The organism is Pseudoroseomonas ludipueritiae, from assembly GCF_014490445.1.
GTDB classification, from domain to species: Bacteria; Pseudomonadota; Alphaproteobacteria; order Acetobacterales; family Acetobacteraceae; genus Pseudoroseomonas; species Pseudoroseomonas ludipueritiae.
In genome coordinates, this window is record NZ_JACTUZ010000218.1 from 1 (window position 1) to 5,548 (window position 5,548).

General features: G+C 68.4%; 6 protein-coding genes and 1 pseudogene. 2 read left to right on the plus strand and 5 right to left on the minus strand.

Translation table 11 applies throughout. The features are described 5' to 3' along the window. Positions 1-228 (minus strand): annotated as a pseudogene (locus tag IBL25_RS24030) (hypothetical protein); the annotation flags it as partial. Positions 229-543: 315 nt separating this feature from the next. Between IBL25_RS24030 and IBL25_RS24035 the strand changes: the two are divergent. After that, positions 544-1,263 (plus strand): response regulator transcription factor, encoded by a 720-nt coding sequence (locus IBL25_RS24035; protein ID WP_187780996.1) that lies wholly within the window; start codon positions 544-546, stop codon positions 1,261-1,263. A gap of 77 nt (positions 1,264-1,340) precedes the next feature. On the opposite strand, the gene IBL25_RS24040 is transcribed toward IBL25_RS24035, so the two are convergent. Then, the gene (locus IBL25_RS24040) at positions 1,341-1,931 is read right to left on the minus strand and encodes a malonic semialdehyde reductase (RefSeq protein ID WP_187780997.1); all 591 of its coding nucleotides are present in this window, start codon (positions 1,929-1,931) and stop codon (positions 1,341-1,343) included. A 134-nt stretch (positions 1,932-2,065) separates the two neighbouring features. Beyond that, positions 2,066-2,632, minus strand: coding sequence for a NifU family protein (locus IBL25_RS24045; RefSeq protein WP_187780998.1), 567 nt, complete (start codon positions 2,630-2,632; stop codon positions 2,066-2,068). A 293-nt stretch (positions 2,633-2,925) separates the two neighbouring features. Between IBL25_RS24045 and IBL25_RS24050 the strand changes: the two genes are divergently transcribed. Next, the gene (locus IBL25_RS24050; RefSeq protein WP_238940630.1) at positions 2,926-4,239 is read left to right on the plus strand and encodes an OmpA family protein; all 1,314 of its coding nucleotides are present in this window, start codon (positions 2,926-2,928) and stop codon (positions 4,237-4,239) included. Between the two features lie 24 nt (positions 4,240-4,263). Here the strand turns inward: IBL25_RS24050 and IBL25_RS24055 are convergent, their stop codons facing one another. After that, positions 4,264-4,746 (minus strand): universal stress protein, encoded by a 483-nt coding sequence (locus tag IBL25_RS24055; protein WP_187780999.1) that lies wholly within the window; start codon positions 4,744-4,746, stop codon positions 4,264-4,266. Next, positions 4,746-5,548 (minus strand): TIGR02186 family protein (locus tag IBL25_RS24060; RefSeq protein WP_187781000.1); only part of this gene is annotated, 803 nt, incomplete at its 5' end. The genes IBL25_RS24060 and IBL25_RS24055, both read right to left, overlap by 1 nt.

The following is a 5,548-nucleotide window of genomic DNA, read 5'->3' on the forward strand; positions in this document are numbered from 1 at the left end:
CACGAGCAGGGCCGAGCCCGGGTTCTCGCGCCCGCAGCGCAGCAGCACGGGCGTGCCGCGCCGCAGGTCACTGGCGGCGCGGTGCACGCGGCGCAGGGCGAGGCTGGCGGCATCCGGCACCAGGAGGCCGGGCTCCGGGTCATGCTGGCCGGGGAGGGATGCCTTGGGCTGGGCGTTCCGCCGGGTCTCCGAAGTGGGACTGCAGGAGACCGGGCCTGTGCTGGTCATGGAGTCAGTTCCGTCTGGTGCTGGCACGCGGCACGCCCGCGCCAGGAATGGCGGCCGGGCGAGCGGGGCGGGCCGAAAACAAGGCATCAACATTATGCCGCCAGGGCCTGTCGGCAATGCGGCATCTGTTGCAGGATTGCCATCCCCGGCTAATCGCGCGAGAAAGAACCTTCTAGACCTCACTACACGTGGGGGTTGCTGGCTGAACGCTGCGGCGGCACGATGATGCCGCCTTAGAATGGCATCGGCAACGCTTTGGCGTGCTCGTGCGTTGGGGGGTTTGATGCTGAATCACTGGCTTAGTCGGGAGATCTCATGACCGGCCCGCGGCCGATCCTGATCGTGGACGACGACGTGGCGCTGCGTGCCACCTTGTCGGAACAATTGGCGTTGGATGGGGAATTCGCCCCCCTTGAAGCGGAAACCTCGGCGGAAGCCGCGGAACAGCTTCTGGGCAGCGAATCCCCCCGCTGCGACGCCGTGCTGCTGGACATCGGCCTCCCGGATGGTGATGGGCGAGACCTTTGCGCGCGCCTGCGGCGCGAGGGTGTGAAGATCCCCATCATCATGCTGACGGGCGCCGACGGGGAGCAGGATGTGGTGCGCGGCCTCGATGCCGGCGCCAATGACTATATCGCCAAGCCTTTCCGGGTGGCGGAGCTGCTGGCGCGGCTGCGTGCCCAGCTGCGGGTCTTCGACAACAGCGAGGACGCTGTTTTCGTGATCGGGCCCTATACCTTCCGCCCTTCGGCCAAGCTGCTGCTGGAGCCGGCCAAGAACCGCAAGATCCGGCTGACGGAAAAGGAAGCCGCGATCCTGAAGTTCCTGTACCGGGCCGGTGGCCGGGCGGTGGCGCGGCAGGTGCTGCTCAACGAGGTCTGGGGCTACAACGCCGCCGTGACCACGCATACGCTGGAGACGCATATCTACCGCCTCCGGCAGAAGATCGAGCCGGACCCGACCAATGCCTGCCTGCTGCTGACCGAAGGCGGCGGCTACCGGCTGGACCCGCAGGCGGGCCGCGTCGCGGCCTAGGCCACACAGGCCACTGGAACGAAAAAAGGCCGGCCGGGAGAGATCCCGGCCGGCCTTTTCGTGTCCCATGCCTGAGGTCAGACGATCTTCGCCGCTTCCTCGAAGGGCAGGCGCGGCAGGCGGCCGAAGGTGCCCGAGGGGTCGCCATAGCCCAGGTTGATCAGCAGGTCGGCCTTCCAGGTGGTGCCCTCGAAGAAGGCGGCGTCCACCTTGCCGGCATCGAAGCCGCTCATCGCGCCCGCATCCAGGCCGATGGCGCGCGCCGCCATGATCAGGTAGCCGGCTTGCAGCGTGGCATTGCGGAAGGCGGTCTTCTCCGCGAAGGCCGGGCTGCTGGTGAACCAGGACTTGGCATCGGCATGCGGGAAGAGGAAGGGCAGCTTGTCGTAGAAGGCGGTGTCGTAGGCCACCACCACCGTGACCGGCGCCGACATCGTCTTCTCCAGATTGCCGGAGGAGAGGGCGGGCTTCAGCTTTTCCTTGGCTTCCGGCGTGCGGATGAAGAGGAAGCGGCCCGGGCTGCTGTTGGCGCTGGTGGGCGCCATCTTCAGCAGGTCATAGAGTTCGTGCAGCTTCTCGTCGGTGACAGGCTTGTCCTGCCACTTGTTCATGGTGCGGGCGGTCAGGAACAGCTGGTCCAGCGCGGCGCTGTCGATCTTGTCGGCCATCCGATTCGCTCATCCGAATATTGCGTTGCGAAAGGGATAAGCCTGAAGCCGGTCGAAGCCAATCCGGCGGCTGGATGGCCGTTATCACCAGAATCCATGACGCCGGCGGGCCGCCGGCGCCATGGGGCCGGGCTTCAGGCCTCGACCTGCTCCACAGCCACCACTTCCGGCACGTAGTGGCGCAGCATGTTCTCCACGCCATGCTTCAGCGTGGCGCGGGAGGAGGGGCAGCCCGAGCAGGCGCCCTGCATGTGCAGCTTCACGATGCCATCGCGGAAGCCGCGGAAGACGATGTCGCCGCCATCGCCGGCCACCGCCGGGCGCACGCGGGTATCCAGCAGCTCCTTGATCTGAGCCACCACCTCGGCATCGGCCGGGTCGGTGTCCTCGATCTCCTCGTTGCTGTCATCCTGGCCCAGCATCATCGGGCGGCCGGCCATGGCATGTTCCATGATGGTGCCCAGCACCACCGGGCGCAGCGCCTGCCAGTCGGCGCTCTCCGCCTTGGTGACGGTGATGAAGTCGGCACCCAGGAAGACGCGCGCCACGCCTTCCAGCCCGAACAGCGCCTCCGCCAGCGGGGAACGGGCGGCGGCCTCGGCGCTGGTGAAATCGGCGGTGCCGCGGGCGCCCATCACGTCCTGGCCCGGCAGGAACTTCAGGGTCGCCGGATTGGGCGTGGCTTCCGTCTCGATGAACATTATTCAGTTTCCGTGCGCAGGAGTCGGTTTTCGCCAGTGCATGTGGTGGATCACGCTTCCGCATGCAACCGGAAAGCCATGCGGCCAGCCGGGGGCGGGGTAGAGGCGCGCGATGGCGGAGCGAAGCGGCGGCGCCGGTTCATGCCCGGAATATTCTTCAGGCCGTTTGCACGCCTTCGTGAAAGCGTGAAATTGCGATAACACAATATTGCATTAAATGTAACGCTACAGTTCATTCCCCGGCGGAGTCGTGCCCTGCCGAGGCGGCGATCGCGTTCAACGAAAGGTTCCTCATGCGTCTTCTTCTGACCCTCACGGCGGGCATTGCCCTGCTGCCGGCCCTGGCCGGCGCCCAGCCGATCGATGGCCTCTATATTGCAGGCGGCGCAGGCGGAAATTACCTGCAGCGTAGCTCCGGCCAGATCGCCGGCCAGGCTGGCCGCCTGCTGCAGCAGAATGGCCTGTCCCGCGAAGTGGCATTCGACTCGAATATCGGCTGGGGCGGCGTGGCCAGCATCGGCTGGGGCTTCGGCAATGGCCTGCGGGTCGAAGTGGAAGGCAGCTACCGTTCCAACGAATCGGACACGGTGACCCTGGCCGGCTACCGCCTGCTCCGCAACGGCGGCAGCGTCTACAACTACGGCGTCATGGCGAATGCCTTCTACGACTTCGACCTGACCAGCATCGGCATCCCCTCCAGCGCCGTGATGCCCTATATCGGCGGCGGCATCGGCTATGTCTGGCGCGACCATGACAATGTCCGCGGCTCCATCAATGTCGGACCCGCCAGCGGCCTGACGGGGAGCCTGACGAACGGGCTGACCGACAGGCTGGTTAACAGCCTGACCTCCAGCCTGCCGCCGGAGACTCCGGCCGATGTGCGGGCGGAGTTTGTTCAGAACCTGCGGAACACGCTGAATTCCGAGCTGAACAATGTGACGAATTCCACCGCCTCGGCCGATATCCGCAGCGACGACGTCAATGGCAGCCTGGCCTACCAGGGCATCGCCGGCCTCGCCTTCCCCATCCGCTGGGTGCCGGGCCTCTCGGCCACGCTGGAATACCGCTTCATGGCCACCGAGGGCGTGAAGCTCCGGACAACCGCCACCGGGCGGGTCAACAACGGGGCGCCCACCACGCTCTACAGCCGGAACACCGAGTTCGATAACTACAACCACTCCATCATGCTCGGCGTCCGCTACGCCTTCAACGCGCCGCGCCCGGCCGTGACCCCGGTCATGACAGATGCCCCGGCCCCGGCCGCCGCGCCGGCGCCGACCCGCACCTACCTGGTGTTCTTCGACTTCGACCGCGCCGACCTGACGGACCGCGCCCGCCAGATCATCGCCGAAGCCGCCCAGAACGCCGGCCGCGTGCAGACCACCCGCATCGAAGTGGCCGGCCATGCCGACCGCGCCGGTTCGCCGCAGTACAACCAGCGCCTGTCGCAGCGCCGCGCCGACGCCGTCGCCGCCGAGCTGGCCCGCCAGGGCATCCAGCGCTCGCAGATCACCGTGCAGGCCTTCGGCGAGAGCCGTCCGCTGGTCGCCACGGCCGATGGCGTGCGTGAGCCGCAGAACCGCCGCGTCGAAATCGTCCTGCGCTAAGCAGGGCGACGGCAGCGGGTGGCCTCAGATGGTCACCCGCTGCATATCCTGCTCGCTCAACCCGGCGGGCACGATGGTCATGGGCACCCGCAGCCGGGCGCCGTGGCGGCCCACCAGGGCCTGGATCAGCGGCCCCGGCCCGGTGCCGGCGGCGGCCGCGGCCAGCACCAGAATCGAAATGCGCGGGTCTTCCTCCAGCAGCGCCAGCAGCTCGTCCCGCGGGTCGCCTTCCCGGATCAGCAGGATCGGCAGGCCGCCGGTGATCTCCTGCACCTCGGCGGCGAGGCCGGAGAGCAGCTTTTCCGCTTCTTCCCGCCGTTCTTCCTCCAGCATGGCGCCGACGCCGGCCCATTCGGTCATCTCGGCCGGTTCCACCACCCGCAGCAGCGCCACGCGGCCGCCGCTGTGGCGCACCCGCAGGCAGGCATAGCGGAGGGCGGTATGCCGCTCCGGGCTGTCGTCCACCACCACCAGGAAGACGCGGTCGCGCCGTTCGGCCTCGGCCATCAGCTCCTCCGGAACAAGACGCTGCCCATCCAGCCCGCGAAGGCGGCCAGCAGCACGCAGAAAATGCCATACACCAGCGGCTGCTGCTCCGCGACTTCCGCGATCTGCGCGGCGGCGCCGACCCGCTCCACCCGGAAGCCCAGCTCCTGCCGCGCCAGCACGCGGCCCTGGCGCACCAGCAGCACCTGCACCTGGTAGTCACCGGTCTGCACCGTCGCCGGCAGATCCAGCCGCGCGCGGAAGAGGCGGGAGCCGGCGATATGCATCGGCGTCTCCTGTTCCCGCCACTGCCCGGCATTCTGCTTCAGCTGCAGCAGCGCCTCCCGGTAGCCGGGGTCCTGCACGCCGGTGGAGGCCAGCGGCAGCTTGTCCAGCCCCAGGTGCTTGGTGCTGCGCTCGACATCCGGCAGCATCTCGCGCAGCGGCCGGGTGCCGGTCACGACATAGAAGCCCGGCACGCTGCGGAAGCGGGCGGAGGGGCCGTTGATCCAGAAGCCCAGCACCTGGATCTTGCGTCGCACGATCATCGGCTCCGGCGCGTTCTGCGCGATCACCAGCACGTCGTCGCCCGGCGACCCGTCGGGCTGCGGGCCCAGCAGCCGGTCGGTGGCGCCGAAGACCAGCAGCTGCGTGCCGGTGAAGCCGGTGGTGATCTCCACCGTCTGCTGCGACAGCTCCGCCACCAGGGCGGGGCGGGCCATGCGGTTGGTGGGATCGGGCGCGTCCAGCGGGGGGGCGGCGGGGCCTAGCGAAGGCGGCGGCACGGTGGGCGGCGGCGGCGGGGGCAGCAGCAGCGGCCCGT